The sequence below is a fragment of the Spirillospora sp. NPDC000708 genome (assembly GCF_040299565.1).
In the GTDB taxonomy this organism is placed as follows: domain Bacteria; phylum Actinomycetota; class Actinomycetes; order Streptosporangiales; family Streptosporangiaceae; genus Spirillospora.
Genome location: NZ_JBEPCJ010000015.1, coordinates 66,315 through 86,914 on the forward strand (window position 1 = coordinate 66,315; position 20,600 = coordinate 86,914).

Sequence of the window (20,600 nt, forward strand, 5' to 3'; positions counted from 1 at the left end):
TCAGTTCTCCTTCCAGACGGCGATCCGCCAGCGGGCGAGCCATCCGATGATCAGACCGGCGGCGAGGCCGGTCACGGTGAGCACGACAAGGAGGAGCCAGCCGCGGCCGAGGTCGGGGCCGCCCGGGGCGTCCGAGGACGGCACCAGGTCGACGGTCAGCTCCACCGGCATGCCGGGCGCCGCCGCCCGCACCGCGCCGGGAGCGGAGAAGGAGTTGCTGACCACCATGCAGACCGGGTCCCCGCCGGTCCCGCCGTCCGGCGAGGGGGACGCGGACGCGTCCGCCCCGTCCTTCTTCTGGTCCGACCAGCGCAGGCCGGTGGAGAGCACGTCGGTGCGCCCGCTGCCCGCGTCGGTGCCGCGGACGAGTTCCTGCCCGTCCTGGGACACCGCGCGCAGCAGCACCCCGTAGTCGGGGTTGAGCCGGCGGTCGAGCGAGACGCTCACGGAGGCGCGCAGCTCCTGACCCGGCGCCACCACCACGCGGTACCAGCGGTGCTCGCCGAACCTCTCCCGGTCGGTGTAGACGCCGGGCGAGAGCACCGGGGCGTCGGCGCACCCCGCGCCCCCGTCGACCGCGCGCGGGGTCCGCTTGTAGGTCGTGCCGGCCCGCTGGACGAGCTGGTTGAGCCGGCCGGTCAGGTCCTGCTGGTGCCGGACGGCCGTGTACGTCCCGCCGGTGGCGTCGGCGATGCAGGTGAGCTGCTGCCGGACCTTGGCGTCCAGGGTGAGCCCGAGGGTGTCCACGACCAGGTGCGTCCCCTGGGCGGCCAGCTCGCGGGCCACGTCGCAGGGGTCGGGCGGCGAGCAGGTGTCCTCGCCGTCGGTGATGAGGACGATCCGCCGCGTCGTCTCGCCGGTTCCGAGGTCCCTGGCCGCCGCGCGGAGCGCGAGCCCGATCGGTGTCCAGCCGGTGGGGCGCAGCGTCGCGATCGCGGCCTTCGCCTCGACCTTGTTCACCGGCCCGACCGGGGCGATCTGCCGGGTGTCGCGGCATCCGACGGACTTGGGGCTGCCGGGGAAGCGGTACTGCGAGCCGAGCACCCGGATGCCGAGCTGCGTCTCGGCGGGCAGGGCGTCGACCACCTCGCCGAAGGACCGCTGGGCGACGGCGATGCGGCTGAGCCCGTCGATGTCCCGGGCGCGCATGGAGCCGCTCACGTCGAGCACGAGCTCCACCTTGGGCGGCTCCGCGGTGCCGCCGTCGTCGGCGGCGACGGGGGGCGCCCCGGACATCGTCAAGGCGGCCGCGAGGGCGAGCAGGCAGCCGCCGGCGAGGGGTCGTCTGATGATCACCGGAGGATCCTAATGACGCCGGACGGCCCGCGGGACCAAGATCAGATACTCCGGTCCGGCGCCGGGCGGAGGCCGAGGTCAGACGTCCTCCACCCGGTAGGCGGCGGCTTGCAGGCCGTAGAGGTCGGCATAGAGCCCGCCGGCCGCCATCAGGGCCGCGTGGTCCCCCTCCTCGGTGATCTTGCCGTGCTCCAGCACGTAGATCCGGTCGGCGTAGCGGACGCTGGCGAGCCGGTGGGTGATGAGCAGGACGGTGCGTCCGGCGGCGTGGTCGCGGATCCTGTCGAACAGCAGGTGCTCGGCGCGGGCGTCGAGGCTGGCGGTGGGCTCGTCGCAGATCAGCAGCGGCGCGTCCCGGTAGAAGCCGCGGGCCACGGCGAGCCGCTGCCACTGCCCGCCGGACAGCTCGGCGCCGCCCCGGAAGCGGCGGTCCAGGAGCGTGTCGTAGCCGCGGGCGAGGTCCGCGACGACCTCCTCGGCGCCGGACGCGCGGGCGGCGGCCAGCACGGCGGGGTCCTCCGGCTCGCCGGGGCGGCGGTCGGGGCCGCGGCCCATGGTGATGTTCTGCCGGGCGGTCATCGGCCAGTGCGTGTACTCCTGCGCGATGACGGCGACGCGGCTCCACACCTCGTCCTGGGGGACGTCGGCGAGGGACACGTCGTCCCAGCGGACCTCGCCGCCGTCGGGGTCGTAGAGCCCGGCCATGATCCGGGAGAGGGTGGTCTTGCCGGACCCGTTCTCGCCGACGAGCGCGACGACCTCGCCGCGGCGCATCTCCAGCGAGACGCCGTTGAGCGACGGGGCGTCGGAGCCGGGATAGGTGAAGGTGACGTCCCGGACCCGGATCCGGTCGAACGCGGCGGGCAGGACGGGCCGCTCGGCCCGGGGGCCGGGGCCGGGCGGCGCCGCGAGGGCGCGGCGCGGGATCAGGGCCTCCGCCGCGTCGCAGAAGGCGAGGTAGTCGCCGAAGTACAGGCCCTCCTCGTAGCACTGGTTGACCGCGAACACGAGGTTCGCCAGGGACGTCTGCCCGCTCCTGATCGCCAGGACGGCCGTGCCGGCGACGGCCAGCGGCACCCACCCCTGCCACAGCATGACCCCGAGCGCGACGTAGACGCCGGCGGTCGCGACGCCCTTCAGCGCGTCCCCGGTGATCTTCACGTAGGTCTGCCGCCGGGCCAGGCCGAGCTCGACGCGGCGCTGGTAGGCGGCGAACCGGTCGTACTCGCCGAGCAGGAACGGCCGCATGGTGAAGGCGCGGACCTCGGCGGCGTGCCGCCGCTCGGTCATCAGGTCGGACAGGATCCACTTGCGCCGGGCGACGCCGACCAGCGCGAGCATCGTCTCGTACCGCATCCGGGCGCTGCGCACCGACGCCCAGCCCTCCGGGACCGCGGTGAGCAGGAGCAGCGGCAGCAGCAGCGGGTGCAGCACGCCGAGCGTCCCGGCGGCCGCGACCATCCCGACGGCGCCGGTCAGCACGTCCACGGCGTGCTGGACGACCTGGGGCGCCGCGCTCATCCCGCGGGTCTCGGCGCGCTGCAGGTCGTCCAGGAACGCCGAGTCGTCGAGGGCGGTCAGGTCCGCGGCCGTGGTCGCCTCGTACAGCCGCAGCTCGACCAGCCGCTGCACCTGCGGCTGGAGGCGGGCCTGCGTCCAGCCGGCGGCGGCCTGCAGGCCCGACCGCAGCGCCACCGAGCCCGCGACGAGCGCCAGCGACGGCAGCGCGTCGCGGACCCGGCCCGGCGTCGGCCCGGCGGCGAACAGGGCGGTGAGCACGCCGGTCGTGGCCAGCAGCCCGAACGCGGTGAACAGCCCGGCCGCGAGGTTGAGGGAGATCGTCGCGGCCGTGTCGGCGCGGCTCGCGCGCCAGGCCAGCCCGGCCGCCTGGGCGATCACCGCGGGGAGCCGTCGGGCCATGGTGCCCATCCCGGTCTCGGCGAGCTCGCCGTCCTTGGCGTGCCACACGTGCGCCGACAGCTCCGGCAGCTGCGACTCGGACAGGTCGTCGGGTCCGGCGCCGGTCGGATCCGGCCGGCGCCGCCGGCGTGCGAGCAGCGGGAACCTCCGGGCGATGCGCAGCCTCGCACCCATGCGCCGCCCTCCGCGCGTTTGTGCCATCGAAGGGCAGTGTGCGCCTTAAGGGGGACGCTGTCCGCTTCACATGTCACATAACGCGGTGATTTGGAGGTGTGGACAATCATGCGCCGGATGGACGCGGCACTCCGCGCGTTTGTCTAGGGTCTACGGCATGACCGGCGGCCGGGCCCGGTGGCCGGACACGGAGGAAGGACGACGGCGTGGCCCGCGACAGGCACGACTCCGTACGCGCGGAGCACCAGCACGCCGCCTACGGGCGGGAGGCGTACGGCGACCCGTACGACGATCCGTACGCGGGCGACCAGCTCGCCGGAGGCCGGGTGTACCCCGACGGGCCGGCGGGCGGCCCGCCGGCGCGCCGCCGCAGGCGGCGCCGCTGGCCCCGGATCCTCGGCGTGATCGCCGCCGTGCTCGTCCTGCTGATCGTCGGCGGCTACTTCTACCTCGACTCGCGGCTGGAACGGGAGTCGGTCCTCGTCGACTACCCGGGACGGGTCGCCGACACCCCCGGCACCAACTGGCTGATCGTCGGCTCCGACAGCCGCAAGGGCCTGGACAAGGCGGCCCAGAAGAAGCTCCACACCGGCTACGCGGCCGGGCGGCGCACCGACTCGATGATGCTGCTGCACTACGGCGCGGGCGGCACGTCCCTCGTCAGCCTCCCGCGCGACTCCTACGTCCCCATCCCGGGGCACGGCTCCAACAAGCTGAACGCGGCGTTCGCGTTCGGCGGGCCGAAGCTGCTGGCGCAGACGGTGGAGAAGGCGACGGGCGTGCACATCGACCACTACGCGGAGATCGGGTTCAACGGGTTCGTGGGCGTGGTGGACGCCGTCGGCGGCGTCAACATCTGCGTCAAGGAGGACCTCAAGGACCCCAAGGCCGGGATCGACCTGAAGGCCGGCTGCCAGAACCTCAAGGGCAGCGACGCGCTCGGCTACGTCCGCAGCCGCCACTACGCCCGCGCCGACCTGGAGCGCGTCGAGCACCAGCGGCAGTTCTTCGGCGCGCTGATGAAGAAGAGTTCGAGCCCGGCGACGCTCCTCAACCCGTTCCGCAGCGTCCCGCTCGCCCTGCACTCCACCAGCAACTTCCTCGTGGACGACGGCGACCACCTGTACGACCTGGTGCGGATGATGTGGGCGATGCGCGGCGTGTCCAACGGCGGCGTGACGACGACCGTCCCGATCGGCGGCACCGGGTCCTCGCCGAGCGTCGGCGCCTACATCACCTGGGACAGGACCAAGGCGTCCGAGCTGTTCGGCGCGCTGAAGCAGGGGCAGCCCATCCCGTCCGACCTCGTCCAGAAGTGAGCCGCGCGCCGGTCGGGGCCCGCGGGCCCCGACCGGGCGCGGGCGTGGCATAGAGTCGGTCCATGGCGGATGTGACGTCTGAGGACGGAAAGCAGGACGACCTGTCGACCCTGTCGTCCAAGGAGCTCCACGACCGGGCGATGGAACGCGCCAAGGAGCGGCACGACGTGGGCTTCCTGTGGGACCTGCTGCGCGCCATCCCGGCCGCCGCCGCAGCCACCGGCGAGGTCGACCGCGCCGAGTTCGACCTCCTCCACGGGCTGTCGCTGCTGCGCGAGTTCACGCACGCCGGGCAGGGCGAGATGGCCGACGCCCTCCGGCCCTTCTACATCGAGTACCTCACCGAGCACGGCGGCTGAGCCCGCGTCCGCGGTCAAGCGGACCTGACCCCGACTTTGCCCTGCCTTGATCTCCGTGCGGCCACCCTTGGGAACTACACTCCGTAGGCATCCGATCGCAGAGGGTGGTTGACGTGAACAAGAAACATCTGAAGGTGGCCTCTATCGCCTTCGTTGCGTGGTATGTCATCAGCAGGCCGGAGGGGGCGGCGAATCTGGTGAACAACGCCCTGAGCGGGTTGGGGACCGCGGCCGAGTCGTTGTCGCAGTTCATGAGCGCGATACCCAACTAGGAACCGCTCCCAGGCCCCGTACCCGCGGCGGGTGCGGGGCTTTTTCGCGCGCGGCAAGCAAGCGCTCTCCCCCGCGTCACAGTAAAATCCCGCTTTGCGAGCAGACGCGGCTGGGCATCATTGGATCGGGTCAATGTGTCGCTGCGCTACAACAGGGACGGCGTACGGATGAAGAAGAACCTCCGCTATGTGGCCATCGCCTTCGTCATCTTCTACCTGCTGAGCTCACCCCGGGACGCGGCCGGCTTCGTCAACAACGCGTTCACGCAGCTGGGAAGGGCGGGTGATCAGGTCTCCTCGTTCGTGAGCAGCCTGGACCTGTCCCCGTGACCCTCCGCCTGCGGATGCGATCCGGGCGGTGCGGGCCGGGGGTGATCGCCTAGGATCGGCCACATGTCCTTCTATGACGTGGAGATCGAGGGTCTGCGGGGCGGTTCCGCGGACCTCGGACAGTACCGGGGCAAGGCCGTGCTCGTCGTCAACGTCGCCTCCAAGTGCGGCCTGACCCCGCAGTACGCCGGCCTGGAGCGGCTGCAGGAGCGGTTCGCCGGGCGCGGCTTCACCGTCCTCGGCGTCCCCTGCAACCAGTTCATGGGCCAGGAGCCGGGTAGCGCCGAGGAGATCGCGGAGTTCTGCTCGGCGACCTACGGGGTCACCTTCCCGATGACCGAGAAGATCGAGGTCAACGGCGACGGCAGGCACGCGCTGTACGAGGGCCTCGTCGGCACCCCCGACGCCGAGGGGCACACCGGCGACATCCGGTGGAACTTCGAGAAGTTCCTGATCGCCCCGGACGGCGCGGTCGCCGCCCGGTTCGCGCCGCAGACCGAGCCGGAGTCCGCCGACGTCGTCGCCGCCATCGAGAAGAACCTTCCGGCCTGAGACGCCCCCGGAGGCGCCGGCCGCGCCCCATCGATCCCGATCCGCCGCCGGCACTGTGAATCGCGCCACACGGGTTGTCGCTATTACATGGGGCGTCTAACTTGTGAGGTCGCGTCAGAACGTGGAGGTGCGCATGAGCGGGTGGACGGCGGCCGACATCCCCGATCTGCAGGGCCGGCGGGCGATCGTCACCGGGGCCAACAGCGGCATCGGCTACCACACGGCGCTGCAGCTCGCCCGGCACGGCGCGTCCGTCGTGCTGGCCTGCCGCAGCGCCGAACGCGGCCAGGCCGCCTTCGACCGGATCAGGGCCGCCGCGCCCGGCGCCGACGTCGTCCTCGGCGCCCTCGACCTCGCCGACCTCGCGTCGGTCCGCGCGTTCGCCGCCCGGCACGGCGAGGCGCCGCTGGACATCCTGGTCAACAACGCGGGCGTCATGGCGCTCCCGCGCCGCACCACCGCCGACGGCTTCGAGATGCAGTTCGGCACCAACCACCTCGGCCACTTCGCGCTCACCGGCCTGCTGCTGCCCGCGCTGCGCGCCGCCGCGGCCGCCCGCGTCGTCACGGTGACGTCCGGATTCGCGTGGAGCGGCCGGTTCCGCTTCGACGACCTGCACGGCGAGCGCCGCTACAGCAAGTGGGGCGCCTACGGCCAGGCCAAGCTCGCCAACCTCGTCTTCGCCCGCGAGCTGGACCGCCGCGTCCCCGAGGTCACCAGCGTCGCCGCCCACCCCGGCTACGCCGCCACCAACCTCCAGGAGGCCGGCCCGAAGATGGCCGGCAACTCCGTCATGGAGAAGGCGATGGTCGTCAGTAACGCCGTGGTGGCGCAGCCCGCCGCCGCCGGGGCGCTGCCCTCCCTGTACGCCGCGACGGCGCCGGACGTCGAGGGCGGCGCCTGCTACGGCCCGCGCCTCCTGCAGTTCCGCGGCAGCCCCGTCAAGGTGTTCACGCCGCCGCAGGCCGCCAAGGCCGGCCTGGGCGACCGGCTCTGGCGGGTCTCCGAGGCCCTCACCGGCGTCGAGTACGCCCCGGCCTCTGCTTAGCGCTCCGGGCTCGGCTTAGCGCGGCGGCCTCGGCTTAGCGCGGCGGGCTGGCGATGTCCCAGTCGAGGGTGGCGGGGATCGAGCCTTCGAGCGTGAGCAGCCAGCGCTTGACCTCGACGCCGGAACCGCCGCTGTAGCCGCCGATCCCGTTCGAGGCGACCACGCGGTGGCACGGCACGATCAGCGGGATCGGGTTGCTTCCCATCACCTGCCCGATCACCTGGGCGTGCACGCCGGTGCCGCTGCGGTCGCCCAGCTCGCCGTAGGTGATCGTCCGCCCGTAGGGGACGGTCTCGTACAGCGTGGTGAGCACCTGCCGCTGGACGTCGCCCGTGAGCCGCCAGTCGATCGGCAGCTCGAACGTCTTCAGGTCGCCGGCGAAGTAGTCGCGGAGCGCCGCGAGCGCCGGGTCGAGCCGGCCGGGCGCGTCCACCACCGGCAGGCCCGTCTTGCGGGCGGCCCGCTCGCGCGCCGCCGGGGTGTCGCGGAAGTCCAGCGACACGATCCCCGACTCGGTCTCGCTCACGAGCAGCCGTCCCAGCACGGTGTCGACCGTGCCGAACGCGAGTGTCTCGGTCATCGTCGGGCGCTCCCTTCCGGTCCGTCCAGCCTGCCATCCGAGTCCGACATTCTCATCAACACCGCGGCGGCCCGTCAGGTTGCGGCCGCGAGGGTCCGGTGCAGCCGGCCGGCCTCCTTCACCAGCCGGCTGGACCCGCCCCGCCCGGCGGCGGCCTCCAACGCGGGGACCGTGCCGCGCGCGCCGATCGTCTCGGCGGTCCGGGTCCCGAGCGCCAGCAGGTCGGGAAGGCCGCCCGGGGCGCGCTCGCCGGGCGCGGGAAGCAGCTCGGGGAGCGCCGTGGTGACCAGCGTCCAGACGTCCGCGAGCGCGCCCGCGTCCGCGGCGGTGGTGAGCGCCTTGACCACCCTGCCGAGCTTGATCCGGTCGAAGGCCGCGAGCCGGCCGACCGCGACGCCGGCCTCCGCGGCGGGCAGGACGCCGCGCGCGCTCAGCGCGAGGAGGGCCTCGACCGCGTCGGCGCGGTGACGCTCGTGCCGGTTGGCCAGCGTCAGGGCGAGCAGCGTCCCGGTGGCGGCGCCGGCGGGCCCGTCGGCCTCGGCGAGGGCGAGCACCGTCGCGCCCTGCGCCTGGTTCTCATCGGTCAGGCACACCTGGTAGGGGGCGAGGTGCGCCGCGGCGATCTCCCGATGCGACGGCGTGATGCCCGGCCACCACGCGAAGGACGAGCGGTACGACGGCCGCCCGAAGTCCCGCCATCCCTCCTCGGGGAAGGCGCACAGGCGCGCGACGTCGGAGTCCCCGGGCATGGAGACGACGGAGAGGATCCGGGACGGGAGGCGGAGTTCGCGGTCGCCGACGGTCGCGATCGGCTTCTCGAGCACCTCGCACCGCACGTCCGGGTCGGCCGGCGGGCCCGCGGCGAGCCAGGCGGCCATCGCTCGCCCGGCCGGCGACCGCAAATTCCCGGCCCGGGCGGCGGCCGCGGCGTCGATCTCGCGCGGGACGCGGAGCATCGCCTGCGCCAGTTCCGCCCGCCCTGGTTCGGCGCCCGCCGCCTCCAGCCTCTCGAGCCGCTCGACGAGCACCACCGGATCGATCAGGCCGCCGGCGGTGGTCGGGGCCGCCAGCAGCACGGGCGCCTTGCCCACGGACGCGGCGATCTCCCGGCCGCGCAGGGCGAGGAACCGGTCCATCTGCGGATCGAAGACGGTCGCCCCCTTGCGCGCCCAGCCCTTGACGAACGAGGCGAGCGCTTCGACAAGCCGGTTGGGCGCCTTCGCGACGAACAGGGACCGGACGGCCCAGAGCGGCCAGTTCGCCTCGTGGTGAGCGCCGAACGAGGCGTCCGGGTCGATCAGCCACGGCATCGGGGCCACCACGGGGCGCAGGGCGTCGCGGGCGGCGTCGGTGTCTTCGTGGGCGAACGCGACGAGCGCGGCCAGGAAGCGTTCCACCGCGAGCCAGTCCGGATGCTCGGTGCGCAGCAGGGCGTCGAACTCCGCCGCCATCTCGGCGGGGGACGCGATCGGCGCGGGCGTCTCGCGCGGCACGAACGGCGGGGGACCGGGCACCGCCGGGGCGTCGGACTCCACCTCGCCGTACGCGGCGGCGATCGTCTCGCGGAGCGGCCCTTGCAGCGCCGAGGCCGCGGTGCGGACCTCCTCGCCCGCCTCCGCGGACGCCTTGCCCGCGTGCTTGGCGGCGATCTTGACGGCGCGTTCCCGCAGGTCGAGGGAGTCGCAGGAGAAGACGGCGGTGACCGCGCGGAGCGTGGCGTCCACCCGGCCGCGCTTGCGCGCGGTCCGGTCGGCCCAGGTCAGCCCGGCCCGGACCAGCTTGGCCTCCGGCCGGAACAGCACCGCGCCCGCCGCCTCCTCGAACAGCGGCCCGTCGACCCGCTCCAGCTCGTCGGCCCGGCGGACGGCCCGCAGCGCCAGGTCCGCGACCGTCGAGGGCGCGGCCGGCAGCAGCCGGGCGTAGTCGCGCACGCGCGCGACCACCTCGTCGTCCGTGGGCTCCAGGAGCTCGTGCAGCTGCACGAACCAGCGCAGCTCGTGCGGCGTGCCGCCGCGCAGGAACCGCCGGACGCAGCCGTCGATCAGCGTCTCGCGGGCGATCCGCCCGGTGGCGGCCAGGTCGGCCAGGGCGCCGGCCAAGGTCCTGCGCTCCCGGTCCCACTCCGCGCCGCTCCGGTCGAACGCGAGGGCCGCGCCGACGCCGTCCGCCTCGAACAGCCGGGGGACGAGCGCGTCGAGGAACGGGTCGTCGGCGAGCGCCCGGGTGTCGGCGCCGCCGCTCGCCCACATCACGACGAACCCGTCGGCCGCCGGCGGCTCCGCGCCCGCCGACAGGGTGAGGCCCGCCGCCATGTGCCACCGCGGGAGCACCTCCTCCGCGAAGTCCGTCACCCGGATGCGCTCGGCGATGCGGCGGCCGACGTCGGCGCGCCACTCCGCGGGACGGCCCGCGGTGACCTTGTCCAGGTCCTTGCGCAGCTGCGGGCCCTGGGAGCGCAGCCACCACGAGTCGAACTCGCGGCGGCAGAGCCATGCCGCCGCCGCGGCGGCCCCGCCGATCGTGCCCGCGCCCGCCAGCATCAGCGGCCGGTGGAAGCCCCTCTCCAGGTCCCCGAACCGGGTCGTGTCGCGCATCTCCTTCAGCCTGCCGGGCAGCCGGCCGGCGACCTCCTTGCGCCCCGCCGCGTCCAGCCGGGAGACCAGCGCGATCACCCGGCCGGCGTCCTTGGCGTCGATCGCCGCCCGGATCCCGTCCCAGCTCATCGCGCCGCCTCCGCGTCCACGGCGGTGCCCAGGCCGGCCACCGTCCGGCCGTCGCGCCGGACGATCGTGGCCGCGAGGACGTGCTTGCACGGGCCGCGCTCGCCCCGGTGATCGAACCACCACGGGCACGTGCAGGTGGTACGGTCCTCCTCGAACCGGACGAGCCGCTCGCCGCCGTCGGTCGTCACGACCGCCGCCGCGTCGCCGGTGAACCTCACGGCGCCGTCCGCGACCAGCGCCCGCGCCGACCGCAGGCGCGGGTTCAGCCCCGCCACCAGCGCCGGGTCGTAGGGCAGCTCCCGGTGGAAGAAGGCGGCCTCGGCGGTGTCGAAGCCGACCCGGCCGGACGTCCCGAGCTGGGTCAGCGCCGCCTTCGTCCGGCCGGGCGGGAGCCCGGAGCGCTCGGACAGCAGGTCCGGGTCCACGCGCGGCTCGAACGACAGCAGCGCGCCGATCAGGTCGGCGTCGCCCGCGGCCTCGTCGGTCGCCAGGGCGCCGAGGACGGCGCCCTCCCCGGAGAAGCCGCGCGACGGCTCCGGCGACAGCGTCAGGAAGTAGCGCATGCCGGGCAGCTCCAGCTCCCACACGCTCGCCGCGGGCCCGCTCGCGGCGGTGGCCGGGGGCCCGTAGGCGCGCAGCGCGCGGGCGAACCGCAGCAGCGGCAGCATGGTCCGCAGCCGGTCGGGCCCGGCGAGGCACACCGCCCCCGGGGCCGGGCGCGACGACAGCCGCAGCGTCCGGCCGGCCGGCGCCGCCCACAGCGCCCCGCGCGAGCGGGCGGGCAGCGACCGCAGGAACCGCACGGCGTCCGGGCCCCGCAGCTCGGCCCGCGGGTCGAACCCGGCGGTGATCACCTGGACCTCGGCGAACCCCCGCAGCCACCGCTCCGGCAGCGGCACCTTCTTCTCCACCACCGCGCCGTCCAGCGTGGTCACCGCCAGCTCGTCGGCGCCCACCGCCAGGTGCAGCGGGTCCGACCCGCCGACGCGGGCGAGCGCCTCCCGCAGCGGCCCGTTGACGTCCACGTTCGTGGTGCCGCGCGCCAGGACGTCGCCGTCCAGCGCCGGCTCCAGCACGTCCAGCCGCGCGTACACGCCGCCGCACGCGGAGAACGACTCCATCCGCAGCCGGTCGCCGTTGCAGGTGACCACCGGGTCGCGGAAGCCGGTGGGGCGCGGCTGGAAGTACCGGGTCCGCGCCACGTCGGCCAGCGCGATCAGCCCCGCCGCGGCCGGCGCCGCCTGGGTGAGCACCCCGCTGAAGAAGTGCGGGTGGGCCTGCGGCCCGCCGCTCGTCGTCCCTCCGGACGTCGACAGCCCGAGAAGGCCGCCGTCCAGCCCGGAGGGACGCGTGTAGGAGTACGCCTGTGCCGCCGTCGCGCTGCTCGCCATGCCTCCACAAGGTAGAGATCACCAGCGACAAAAGCGCCGGAACCGGCGAATCACTCGATGGTCCCCGGGAACAGAAGGGCCAGCTCGCGGGGGTACCGCGCGATGAGCCGGAGCTCGTCGTCGGTGAGGGGGCGGCCCGTCTGGGCGTTGCAGAGCTGGACGAGCCTGAACGACAGCTCCTCGTCGGCGGGCTCCACGCCGAGGCCGTCCATGACGTGCCGGAACCCGGCCTTGCCGCCGTACTCGCCGGTCAGGACGACGCGTCCGGGCCGCGCGTGCCAGTCGTCGGGGAACGGGCCGAGGGTCTCCTCGTCGTACAGCTCGTAGTTGCCGTGGTCCTTCAACGCCCCGTCGGCGTGGATGCCGGACTCGTGCGCGAACGCGTTCCGCCCGACGCCGACCTGGTTGTAGGGGAGCGGCTGGCCGAAGGCGTAGCTCGCCCACAGCGCGAAGCGGCGCGCCCAGGACAGGTCGATCGGGTCGCCGATCTCGGCGCCGGTCACCTGCGGGTCGAAGGCGTGCCGGAACGCGAGGATGGTCGACAGCAGGTCGGCGTTGCCGGACCGCTCGCCGATCCCGTTGACGCACGTGTTGATCCAGGCGTCCTGCCCGGCCTGCAGGTCGCCGAGCGCGCCGTGGATGGAGTTGGCGACGGCGAGGCCGAGGTCGTTGTGGCAGTGCGTCTCGACGGGGATGCCGATCGCGGAGGCGAGCTTGGCGAAGCGCTCGCGGATGCGGTCGGGGGTGTCGCCGCCGATGGTGTCGCAGTAGCGGACCCGGTCGGCGCCGGCCTCCTTCGCGGCGAGCGCGAACTCGGTGAGGAACCCGTCGTCGGTGCGGGAGCCGTCCTCGGCGTTGACGCCGACGGTCCGCGCGCCGCCCGCCTTGGCCGCGCGGACGGCCGCGGCCATCTCGCGGATGACGGCGTCGCGGTCGAGCTTCCCGCGGAACTTGTTCGCGAGCATGTAGTCCGAGGTGGAGATGGACAGGTTGTAGTGCGCGAGCCCGGTGCCGCCCGCCCGGACCTGGACGGCCTTCTCCACGTCCTGAGGCACGCCCCGGCACCAGCCGGACAGCCGCAGGTCGCCGAACGCGCCCGCCTCCGCCAGCGCGATCTGCGCCCGGACGTAGGGGACCTCGTGGAACAGGAACGGGAAGCCGATCTCGGACTGCGCGACACCGAGCCGTCCCAGGTAGAAGTTCACCATCGTCTTGCCGAACTTCGAGAGCCCGGTCCGGGCGGTCTGGACGCCGTCGCGGTTGGTGACGTCGAGGAAGTGAATCTGTGGCATGCCCTCAGATTGACAGTGGGATCCATATGTATCAATATTGACGAAAATCAATGTCGATGGAGCGGGCATGGGCGAGAACGACCAGGTGGGCGGGTGGATCGACGCGGCGGCGGCCGCCGAACGGCTCGGTGTGAAGCCCGCCACGTTGTACGCCTACGTGAGCCGCGGCGTGCTGCGCCGCCGGCACGCCCCCGACGGCCGCCGCAGCCTGTTCGACGCCGCGCAGGTCGAGGAGCTGGCCCGGCGCGGCAGGCCCCGCCGCGGGCCCGGCCCGGGGGAGCTGGCGATCGAGTCGGCGATCACGGCGCTCGGCGCGGACCGCCCCTACTACCGGGGCCGCGACGTGCTCGGCCTGGCCGAGCACGGGTCGTTCGAGCAGGTCGCCGGCTGGCTCTGGACGGGCCGCGACGAGCCGGCGGAGGTGCCGTGGCGGGCGCGGGACGAGGGCGTCGCGGCGGCCGTCGCCGCGCAGTCCGGCCTGCCCGAGGAACTGCTCCCGATGGACCGCCTCCAGGTGATCGTCGCCGCGCTCGCCGCAACCGACCCCCTCCGCCACCACCTCGACACGGAGGGCGTCACCGCCACCGCCCGCTCTCTCATCACCGGCCTCGTCGACGCCCTCCCACCCGCCGGCCGCGCCCACGGGAGCGGCTCGCCGCCGCTCGGCGGGGAGGGGGTGGCCGCTCGGCTGTGGGGGCGGCTGTGCCCGCGGCCGGCGGAGGCGGGGACGCTGCGCGCGCTGGAGGCGGCGCTGATCCTGCTGGCCGACCACGAGCTGGCGGCCTCGACGCTGGCCGCGCGGGTCGCCGCGTCCGTGCGGGCCGACCCGTACGCCGTCGTCGCGTCCGGGCTCGGCGTGCTCAGCGGGCCGCTGCACGGCGGCGCGTCCTACGGGGCGGAACGGCTGATCGCGGAGGTGGCCGACCCCGCGTCGGCCGCCCAGGCGGTCGGCGCGCGGCTGCGCGCCGGCGAGCGCGTCCCCGGGTTCGGGCACGTGGTGTACAAGTCGGGCGACGGGCGCGCGACGCTGCTGCTGGACCTGGTCCGCGCGGCGGCGCCGGGGCACCCGCGGCTCGCCGCCGCCGAGGCCGTCCTGGACGAGGCGGAGCGGCGCCGGCTGCCCTCGGCGAACATCGACTTCGCGGTGGCGGCGCTCGGCGCGGTCGCCGGGTTCGTCCCGGGCGCGGGCGAGGCCGTGTTCGCGGTCGCGCGCACCGCCGGGTGGCTCGCGCACGCCATCGAGGAGTACGGCGGCGCGCACCCGCTGCGCCCGCGCGCCGTCTACACCGGGCCGCCGCTTCCGGACGCCGCCTCCGCGCCGCGCCGGCCCGGGCGTTCGCGCTGACCACCGCCGTGCCCGCGGCCGTCCGGGGGTTGTGCACGGCCGGCGCGGGACCGGGGGTACGCTCGTTGACGTGCGACGGTTCCTCACCCCGGCCTGGCTCGGCCTGCATGCGATCGCGGTCGTGCTCTGCGGCGCGTTCATCGCCTTCGGCTGGTGGCAGTACGACCGCGCCCAGGAGGGCAACGACCGCAGCTGGGCGTACACGTTCGAATGGCCGATCTTCGCGATCTTCGTGATCGTGATGTGGGTCAAGATGATCCGCGACGAGAAGGCCGGCGTGACCCCGGCGCCCAAGGTGATCGAGGAGCCGGCGGAGGCCGCGGTCAAGCGCGAGATCATCCGGCGGCAGGAGGAGGAGGACCCCGCGCTGGCGGCCTACAACCGCTACCTCGCGCGGCTCAACTCCCAGACCGACCGGCGCGGCTGACCGCGCCGCCGGCGGGCGCCCCGGCCGCCGCGGGGCCGTCCGAGGTGTGCGGGCCGCCGGAAGCGGCCGGCCGATGAAAGGGTGTGAACTGTGGAAGGCGCGGTGACCCGGTACCGGATCCTCGCCCTGCTCGTCGGCAGCCTCCTGGTGCTGCTGGTGATCGGCATGATCCTCAAGTACGGTCCGACCGACATGCCCGCGTTGGCGGGCATCGTGGCGCCCGTCCACGGGCTGTTCTACATGGTCTACCTCGTCGCCGCCTACGACGTGTGGCGACGGGCGGACTGGCCGCTGACCAAGATGGTGCTGATCGTGCTCGGCGGCGTCGTGCCGCTGATGACGTTCTGGGTCGAGCGCAAGATCGTCACCGAGGCGCGCGAGGTGCGGCCCGCGGCGGCGGCCGAACCCGAGCCGACCGGCGCCGACTCGACCCGCGCCTGACCCTCCTTCCCGCACCGGCCCCCTCCGGGGGCTGGATCCGCGGGCCTGCCCGGGAGTAGCGTTTGACTCAGTCAAACGTGGGAGGGCGAGCATGGAGGCGACGGCGGCGGACGTCGGCACGGTCCGCGCGTTCAACCGGTTCTACACCGGAGTGATCGGAGTGCTCGGCGAGGGCCTGGTGCGCTCGCCCTACTCCCTCACCGAGGCCCGGGTGATCTTCGAGCTGGCGCAGCGGGAGGACACCGAGGTGCTCGCCCTGCGGCGCACCCTCGACCTCGACCCCGGCTACCTCAGCCGGATGCTGACCCGCTTCGAGAACGACGGCCTGGTCGTCCGCGAACGCGCGCCCGGCGACGCGCGCCGGCAGATCGTCCGGCTCACCGGCCGGGGCCGCGAGGTGCAGGCGATGCTCGACGAGCGGTCCAGCGCCGAGATCCGCGCGCTGCTGGACGGCCTCGCCGAGGACGACCGCCGCCGGCTCCTCGCCGCGATGCGCACGGTGCAGGGGATCCTCGGTGAACGCGCCCGCCCGGACGGCGCCGTCCTGCGGCCGCTGGGCCCCGGCGACCTCGGGTGGGTCGTGGAGCGCAACGGCGCCCTCTACGCCGAGGAGTGCGGCTGGGACCGCACCTACGAGGCGCTCGTCGCCCGCGTCGTCGCCGGCTACGTCGAGGACCACGACCCCGAGCGGGAGTGCGCCTGGATCGCCGAGGCCGGCGGCGAGCGGGTCGGCGCGGTGTTCTGCGTCCGGCGCGAGGAGGACGTGGCCCAGTTGCGGCTCCTGCACGTCGAGCCCGTCACGCGGGGCATGGGCGTCGGCGCGGCGCTGGTCGAGGAGTGCTGCCGGTTCGCCACGGACGCCGGATACCGCGAGATCATGCTGTGGACGACGGCGCTGCAGCGGCCCGCGCACCGGATCTACGAGCGGGCCGGGTTCATCCTGGAAGAGGAGGAGCCGCCGGTCGCCCGCTTCGGCGACGTGGTGCACGGCCAGGTCTGGCGCAAGAAGCTCTGACCCTTTCCGAGGGCTTCCCACGAATCTACGAGGGCTTTCCACGTATCTCCGAGGGCTCCCCGCGAACGAACCGAGGCCCGTGAAGGCGCTCTTGCCTTCACGGGCTCGGCTCCGCAGCGATCCCTTACTGCGTGTGGGCGGCCGGGACGGGGGTCGGACGGAGTTCCGGCCGCCTGGTGCACCGGCATGGCGCCGGCTCGGATCGGGGCTGATTCCCACCTCCCTTCCGTGCCCGGCCGGACGGGGGCGTGACGGCCCGTCCGGCTTCAGGGGGCGGGCACCGCAGGGGCGCCCGATCGAACGGGGGCGTTGGGGCCGGGCCGGCGGCGCAGGTCGGCGGGGCCGCCGGCCCGGCGGTGAGGGGCGCCGGCGCCGCGGGGGCGTACGGCACCGGCGCCCGATGGCGGTCGCGACGGGAGGCCCGGTCCGGTCCGGGGCGGCCGAGGACCCGAGGTGTGTCGCCGTGACCGGCCGGCAGGGCGCGCGTCGGGGGACGCCGCGTGCCCTGCCGGCCGGTGACGGGAACGCCCTCGGCCGCTCCGGCCGGGCCGTGCGGCGAACGGTGCGCGGGACCGGCGGGGCGGTGCTCACGCTGTGTGCCCTTCATCGCCCACCTCCCCGATCCGACCTGGGACTTTGCCGTCCCAGGGGCTTGGCGTTCACCGTGTGTCACGAACTCGTTGCGGTAAGTACCCGCACGTCATGAGGGCGTAAACCGGGGGTGCGCAAAGAATCGTGATCGCGCGGCGGACTTTGCCGGGGCATTGCCCGGTGACAGCCGGATGATCCGTTACGCCCGGCGGTCCCGGCCACGGAGCGTGAGCGCCGCGGCGCACAGCAGCACGCCGCGCGTGGTGCGCGGGTCGGCTCCGGTGAGGAGGGCGATGCGGGCGAGCCGGTTGTCGACGGTGTTGGGGTGCACGGCGAGCGCGGCGGCCGCCCTGCGGCGGTCCATGTCCGCGTCGAGGAAGGCGCGGAGCGTGTCCAGCAGCTCGGGGCGCGCGCCGAGCGGGTCCAGGACGGCGGCGACGGCGGGGCCGCTGTCGCCGGGACCGGTCAGGTGGTAGTCGAGCAGCACGTCGCCCAGCTCGTACACGCCCGCGAGGCGCCCGGCGGCCTCCGCGATGCCGGCGATCCGGGCCGCCCGCCGGGACGCGTCCGGGACGTCCGCCGTGCCCTCGGAGCGGGCCGCGCCGGCGATTACCGGCCCGGCCGCGGTGCCCGCCCCGGTGAGCAGCCGTGCCAGTTCGGGAAGGCGTTCCGCCGCGGCCGACGGCAGCAGGACGTGCACGCCGCGCTCGTCCCGCAGCAGCAGCGGCGTCCCCTCGCCGAACCCTTCGAGGCCCGCGCGGATCCGCCGCAGCACGCGGCGCTCGGCGATGCCCGCGCCGCCTGCGGCGCCGCCCGCGCCCGCGGCAGCGCCCGCGTCAGCGGCAGCGCCCGCGCCCGCGGCACCCGCGCCCACGCCCGTGGCGGCGAAGCGCAGGTGCAGCACCAGGTAGGCGTCCGCGAGCGGTATCCCGAACCGGTCCGCCGTCGCGCGCGCCGGCTCCCCGGCGAGCAGCGCCCGCGCCACCTCCCGGACGGCCTCGCGGCGCTCGTCCAGGATCGCCGCCCGCTCCGCCTGGTACGCCTCCGTCACCGCGCCGACGACCCGGTTGGTGCCGCGCAGCTGCAGCCGCGCCAGCATCGGCAGCGCGGCCAGCTCGTCCGGGCGGGCCTCGGCGACCAGCGCGTCCCAGACGACCTCGGCGCCGATGTAGTACGAGGCCAGCAGGTTCGCGAGCGGCATGCCTTCCTCGGCGCGCTGCGCGGCGCGCTCGCGGAAAAGCCGCAGGTCGTCCTCGTCCGCCGGCGCGCCCTCGGCCAACCGCAGGAACCGCCTGATCGCGTGCCGCGCGGTCGCCGCGATCTCCACGTCCCGCATGTCCGCCGGGAGGTCCGCGTACTCGGGGATCGCGGCGAAGCGCCGCTGCGTCAGCTCCCGCGCGAGCCGGTTCACCTGGCCCTCGCAGCGCGCCGCCAGGTCCGCCGCGACCCGCCGCACCCGGTCCTTCTCGATGGCGACCTCCCCGCCGCCGATTGTGACATGTCACAGCCGAACCGGACGAACGCGGGAGAAGCGCCGGTTGTCGCGGTGCACCGTCCCGCAGCAGGGTGATCCGTACCACCACCCGCCGCCCGAACGGAGCCCCGCCATGGACATCGAGAACCACGCGGACATCAAGGACTACGCGGACCGGGTCTGGCGCGGCGCCGCCGACGACAGCATCGTCCACACGGGCATGGGCGGCTCCGGCGTCATCGAGATCGCCGACGGCCTCGGCTGGCAGCCCGGCTTCGGCAACGTCATCGCCTTCCGCGGCCGGGGCGAGCTGATGCTGTTCGACACCGGCAACCAGATGACCGCCGCGAGGCTGCACGACCGCGTCCGCGCCTGGACGTCCGACCCGCTCACGCTCGCGTTCTACTCGCACGGCCACATCGACCACGTCATGGGCATGGGCCCGTTCGACGCCGAGGACGGACCGCGCCCCCAGGTCGTCGCGCACGAGCTCGTCCGCGACCGCTTCGACCGCTACGTCCTCACCGCCGGCTACAACTCCGTGATCAACCAGCGCCAGTTCCAGGCCCCCGGCCTGCGCTGGCCCACCGAGTACCGGCAGCCCGACGTCACCTACCGCGACGCGCTGACCGTCACCCGCGCCGGCCTCACCTTCGACCTCTTCCACGCCAAGGGCGAGACCGACGACGCCACCGTCGCCTACGTCCCCGAGTACAGGCTGCTCCTGCCCGGCGACCTGTTCATCTGGCTCACCCCCAACTGCGGCAACCCGCAGAAGGTGCAGCGGTACCCGCGCGAATGGGCGCACGCCCTGCGCCGCATGGCGGCCCTCGGCGCCGAGATCATGATGCCGTCGCACGGCGCCCCCGTCTTCGGCGCGGACCGCATCGCGCAGGCCCTCACCGAGACCGCCGAATGGCTCGAGAGCATCGTCGACCAGACCCTCGCGATGCTGAACGAGGGCCGCCGCCTCGACGACATCGTCCACGCCGTCGCCCCGCCCGCGCACCTGTCCGACCGCGTCTACCTTCAGGCCAAGTACGACGAGCCCGAGTTCATCGTGCGGAACCTGTGGCGCATGTACGGCGGCTGGTACGACGGCAACCCCGCCCACCTCAAGCCCGCCCGCGACGCCGACCTCGCCCGCGCCGTCGCGGCCCTCGCCGGCGGCGCCGCCAAGGTCGCCGACGCCGCTCGCCGCGCCGCCGACGGCGGCGACCTGCGCCTCGCCGCCCACCTCGCGGAGATGGCCGTCCAGGCCGACCCCGGCGACGCGTCCCTGCACGAGGCCCGCGCCGAGGTCTACGCCGCCCGCGCCGAGTCCGAGCCGTCCCTCATGGCCACCGGCGTCTTCAAATGGGCGGCCGACGAGTCCCGCCGCGCCACCGGCCGGCCCGACACCCCCGCCACCGTCGGCAAGCTGATCTCCTGACCGCACCGGCCGGGCTCGGGGAAGTCGCGAGGAGGGCGAGGGTCGTGTCGAGGGGCTGGGCGTTCGGGGGAGGCGCGGTGGTGGTGTTCCACCAATGGACGGCGCTGATCTCTTCGTTCGGGACGAACCGGTGGCGGGCGGTGACCTGGCCCGTGTAGACGGCGGCGTACTCGTCGCGGGGCGGGTCGACGAGGCGGAAGCGGGCGTGGCCGGCGAGGGCGAGGGCGGGGAGGTCGAGGCCGGTCTCCTCGCGGAGTTCCCGGACGGCCGCTTGCCAGGGCGTCTCGCCGGGGTCGATCCGGCCGCCCGGGAGTTCCCGCTGGCGGCGGTGGCGGTCGAAGACCAGGAGGACGGACGTCCCGTGGCGGACGGCGGCCAAGGCGGCGGGCATCGGGGCGTCGGCCGGCGCGTTGGACGTGGATACGGCAGGCAGGAACGCGGTCAGGGCGTTGCCGTTCGCGTCCGTCGCCAAGGTCCGGCTCATGGGGTCAGGGTAGGCCGGGCCGGTGATCGCTGAGAGCGAACGTTGCTGAGGAAATTATTAGTTGCTCCGTTTTCTTGAGTGAGTATGACTCAACTTGGTGTTGGGTTCCCGGGCGACCGGGACGGTCCCTCCCGA

General features: G+C 74.4%; 19 protein-coding genes. 11 read left to right on the forward strand and 8 right to left on the reverse strand.

Annotated elements, in window-relative coordinates; genetic code table 11:
* Complete coding sequence (locus ABT299_RS13790; RefSeq protein ID WP_500250964.1) at positions 1–1,296, reverse strand: VWA domain-containing protein; 1,296 nt, start codon at positions 1,294–1,296, stop codon at positions 1–3.
* Positions 1,297–1,374: 78 nt separating this feature from the next.
* A complete protein-coding gene (locus tag ABT299_RS13795) occupies positions 1,375–3,390 on the reverse strand; it encodes an ABC transporter ATP-binding protein (protein ID WP_500250965.1) in 2,016 nt (671 codons plus the stop codon).
* A gap of 206 nt (positions 3,391–3,596) precedes the next feature.
* Between ABT299_RS13795 and ABT299_RS13800 the strand changes: the two genes are divergently transcribed.
* From ABT299_RS13800 to ABT299_RS13825, 6 genes are all read left to right on the forward strand, one after another.
* Complete coding sequence (locus ABT299_RS13800) at positions 3,597–4,709, forward strand: LCP family protein (protein ID WP_387023772.1); 1,113 nt, start codon at positions 3,597–3,599, stop codon at positions 4,707–4,709.
* Between the two features lie 62 nt (positions 4,710–4,771).
* Complete coding sequence (locus tag ABT299_RS13805; protein WP_190865323.1) at positions 4,772–5,068, forward strand: hypothetical protein; 297 nt, start codon at positions 4,772–4,774, stop codon at positions 5,066–5,068.
* Between the two features lie 113 nt (positions 5,069–5,181).
* Complete coding sequence (locus ABT299_RS13810; protein ID WP_190865321.1) at positions 5,182–5,340, forward strand: hypothetical protein; 159 nt, start codon at positions 5,182–5,184, stop codon at positions 5,338–5,340.
* 168 nt (positions 5,341–5,508) lie between these two features.
* The gene (locus ABT299_RS13815) at positions 5,509–5,670 is read left to right on the forward strand and encodes a hypothetical protein (protein WP_190865319.1); all 162 of its coding nucleotides are present in this window, start codon (positions 5,509–5,511) and stop codon (positions 5,668–5,670) included.
* Positions 5,671–5,733: 63 nt separating this feature from the next.
* Positions 5,734–6,222, forward strand: a complete 489-nt coding sequence (locus ABT299_RS13820) for a glutathione peroxidase (protein WP_190865317.1) — start codon at positions 5,734–5,736, stop codon at positions 6,220–6,222.
* 133 nt (positions 6,223–6,355) lie between these two features.
* Positions 6,356–7,270, forward strand: a complete 915-nt coding sequence (locus ABT299_RS13825) for an oxidoreductase (RefSeq protein WP_190865315.1) — start codon at positions 6,356–6,358, stop codon at positions 7,268–7,270.
* Positions 7,271–7,304: 34 nt separating this feature from the next.
* Here ABT299_RS13825 and ABT299_RS13830 read toward each other — a convergent pair whose 3' ends face one another.
* The 4 genes from ABT299_RS13830 to ABT299_RS13845 all read right to left on the reverse strand — a co-directional run bounded on the left by ABT299_RS13830 (position 7,305) and on the right by ABT299_RS13845 (position 13,256).
* A complete protein-coding gene (locus ABT299_RS13830; protein WP_190865313.1) occupies positions 7,305–7,850 on the reverse strand; it encodes a methylated-DNA--[protein]-cysteine S-methyltransferase in 546 nt (181 codons plus the stop codon).
* A gap of 74 nt (positions 7,851–7,924) precedes the next feature.
* Positions 7,925–10,573: a hypothetical protein gene (locus ABT299_RS13835; protein ID WP_500250966.1), complete on the reverse strand. Its 2,649-nt coding sequence runs from the start codon at positions 10,571–10,573 to the stop codon at positions 7,925–7,927.
* Positions 10,570–11,964 (reverse strand): SWIM zinc finger family protein, encoded by a 1,395-nt coding sequence (locus ABT299_RS13840; protein ID WP_500250967.1) that lies wholly within the window; start codon positions 11,962–11,964, stop codon positions 10,570–10,572. The genes ABT299_RS13835 and ABT299_RS13840 overlap by 4 nt, the downstream gene beginning before the upstream one ends.
* Positions 11,965–12,014: 50 nt before the next feature.
* Entirely contained in the window at positions 12,015–13,256 is a 1,242-nt protein-coding gene (locus ABT299_RS13845) for a hydroxymethylglutaryl-CoA lyase-like TIM-barrel protein (RefSeq protein ID WP_500250968.1), read from the reverse strand.
* A gap of 67 nt (positions 13,257–13,323) precedes the next feature.
* On the opposite strand from ABT299_RS13845, the gene ABT299_RS13850 reads away from it, so the two are divergent.
* From ABT299_RS13850 to ABT299_RS13865, 4 genes are all read left to right on the forward strand, one after another.
* Positions 13,324–14,601, forward strand: a complete 1,278-nt coding sequence (locus tag ABT299_RS13850; RefSeq protein WP_500250969.1) for a citrate/2-methylcitrate synthase — start codon at positions 13,324–13,326, stop codon at positions 14,599–14,601.
* Between the two features lie 70 nt (positions 14,602–14,671).
* Positions 14,672–15,028 carry a hypothetical protein gene (locus ABT299_RS13855; RefSeq protein WP_500250970.1) on the forward strand — a complete coding sequence of 119 codons (357 nt, stop codon included), beginning with the start codon at positions 14,672–14,674 and terminating at the stop codon, positions 15,026–15,028.
* Positions 15,029–15,118: 90 nt separating this feature from the next.
* Positions 15,119–15,469, forward strand: a complete 351-nt coding sequence (locus ABT299_RS13860; RefSeq protein WP_500250971.1) for a DUF3817 domain-containing protein — start codon at positions 15,119–15,121, stop codon at positions 15,467–15,469.
* Positions 15,470–15,560: 91 nt separating this feature from the next.
* Complete coding sequence (locus ABT299_RS13865) at positions 15,561–16,484, forward strand: bifunctional helix-turn-helix transcriptional regulator/GNAT family N-acetyltransferase (protein ID WP_387023755.1); 924 nt, start codon at positions 15,561–15,563, stop codon at positions 16,482–16,484.
* Between the two features lie 790 nt (positions 16,485–17,274).
* On the opposite strand, the gene ABT299_RS13870 is transcribed toward ABT299_RS13865, so the two are convergent.
* Entirely contained in the window at positions 17,275–18,531 is a 1,257-nt protein-coding gene (locus tag ABT299_RS13870) for an RsbRD N-terminal domain-containing protein (RefSeq protein WP_500250972.1), read from the reverse strand.
* Positions 18,532–18,682: 151 nt separating this feature from the next.
* On the opposite strand from ABT299_RS13870, the gene ABT299_RS13875 reads away from it, so the two are divergent.
* Positions 18,683–19,981, forward strand: coding sequence for an alkyl sulfatase dimerization domain-containing protein (locus ABT299_RS13875; protein ID WP_500250973.1), 1,299 nt, complete (start codon positions 18,683–18,685; stop codon positions 19,979–19,981).
* Here the strand turns inward: ABT299_RS13875 and ABT299_RS13880 are convergent.
* A complete protein-coding gene (locus ABT299_RS13880; protein ID WP_500250974.1) occupies positions 19,902–20,465 on the reverse strand; it encodes an NUDIX hydrolase in 564 nt (187 codons plus the stop codon). The two genes, ABT299_RS13875 and ABT299_RS13880, sit on opposite strands and share 80 nt — an antisense overlap.
* Positions 20,466–20,600: the final 135 nt, after the last annotated feature.

Coding starts and splice junctions, on each gene's coding strand:
- ABT299_RS13795 (WP_500250965.1), bottom strand. CDS start 3,390: ATGGGTGCGAGGCTGCGCATCGCCCGGAGGTTCCCGCTGCTCGCACGC.
- ABT299_RS13805 (WP_190865323.1), top strand. CDS start 4,772: ATGGCGGATGTGACGTCTGAGGACGGAAAGCAGGACGACCTGTCGACC.
- ABT299_RS13815 (WP_190865319.1), top strand. CDS start 5,509: ATGAAGAAGAACCTCCGCTATGTGGCCATCGCCTTCGTCATCTTCTAC.
- ABT299_RS13820 (WP_190865317.1), top strand. CDS start 5,734: ATGTCCTTCTATGACGTGGAGATCGAGGGTCTGCGGGGCGGTTCCGCG.
- ABT299_RS13825 (WP_190865315.1), top strand. CDS start 6,356: ATGAGCGGGTGGACGGCGGCCGACATCCCCGATCTGCAGGGCCGGCGG.
- ABT299_RS13830 (WP_190865313.1), bottom strand. CDS start 7,850: ATGACCGAGACACTCGCGTTCGGCACGGTCGACACCGTGCTGGGACGG.
- ABT299_RS13835 (WP_500250966.1), bottom strand. CDS start 10,573: ATGAGCTGGGACGGGATCCGGGCGGCGATCGACGCCAAGGACGCCGGC.
- ABT299_RS13840 (WP_500250967.1), bottom strand. CDS start 11,964: ATGGCGAGCAGCGCGACGGCGGCACAGGCGTACTCCTACACGCGTCCC.
- ABT299_RS13845 (WP_500250968.1), bottom strand. CDS start 13,256: ATGCCACAGATTCACTTCCTCGACGTCACCAACCGCGACGGCGTCCAG.
- ABT299_RS13850 (WP_500250969.1), top strand. CDS start 13,324: ATGGGCGAGAACGACCAGGTGGGCGGGTGGATCGACGCGGCGGCGGCC.
- ABT299_RS13865 (WP_387023755.1), top strand. CDS start 15,561: ATGGAGGCGACGGCGGCGGACGTCGGCACGGTCCGCGCGTTCAACCGG.
- ABT299_RS13875 (WP_500250973.1), top strand. CDS start 18,683: ATGGACATCGAGAACCACGCGGACATCAAGGACTACGCGGACCGGGTC.
- ABT299_RS13880 (WP_500250974.1), bottom strand. CDS start 20,465: ATGAGCCGGACCTTGGCGACGGACGCGAACGGCAACGCCCTGACCGCG.